Raw genomic sequence first — 822 nt, forward strand, 5'->3', positions numbered from 1 at the left:
AACAGTGTAAGCTCGAAACGTTTACGAAAATTACTGAGCTGCTTAATATAATATTAGGATTCGAGATTTTATAACGGATCATCGCTATGGGTTGATGTGGTGTGTCTATCCTTCCCTTTTCGTAAGAAAAAATCCCGGACCGCACGACAGGACCCCCAGAAGGGGAATGAATGATTATGGTGGGTGCAGCAAAACGCTGGCGGCTGAAATTGGGCGTTTCGGGGCGGATTTTTTTAATCTCGGTCGCAGTTTGTACCTTGGGTATTGCGCTAACCAGTGGTTACGGCATGTACCGGGCGATAGATGAGTTTGATCGACTTGGAAAAGCCTCAGTCGATTCGGCCTTTCGTGTTTTTCGGGATGTCTTAGCGCAATATGGCAAAGACTACCGCCTTGTCGATGGTAAGATGATGATCGGCGATTACACGGTCACGGCGGAAGATACGGCGGCGACCGACCGGGTAACGGCGGCGACCGGCGCGGTTATGTCTATCTTGGTTGGCGACACCCGCGTCTCTACCAGTCTGCGTTTTCCGGACGGTAAGCGTCAAACGGGCGTCAAAATGGCCGATGGTCCGATCAAAACGGCAGTTTTGGGCGAAGGAAAATCCTATCGCGGCACTTCGGGAACCGGCGCTGCAGTTTATTACGTCGCGTATGAGCCAATCAAAGATGTGAATGGCAAAGTCATTGGCGCGATCGGCCTTGGCATGCTGGCGAAGAATTTCATGGAAGCCGTTGACGTGATCGTGTGGCAGCAGGGCGCTATTGCCCTCGGCATGCTCGTGCTGTCTGGGCTTGTGCTGTGGTTCGCCTTGGGCC

At 52.4% G+C, this 822-nt stretch carries 1 protein-coding gene; it reads left to right on the top strand.

Annotation, left to right across the window (positions count from 1 at the left end; translation table 11 throughout):
- Window positions 1-170: 170 nt before the first annotated feature.
- Window positions 171-822 (top strand): cache domain-containing protein (locus VZ95_RS20105; protein ID WP_045777443.1); only part of this gene is annotated, 652 nt, incomplete at its 3' end.

It is taken from the genome of Elstera litoralis (assembly GCF_000963705.1).
Lineage (GTDB): Bacteria > Pseudomonadota > Alphaproteobacteria > Elsterales > Elsteraceae > Elstera > Elstera litoralis.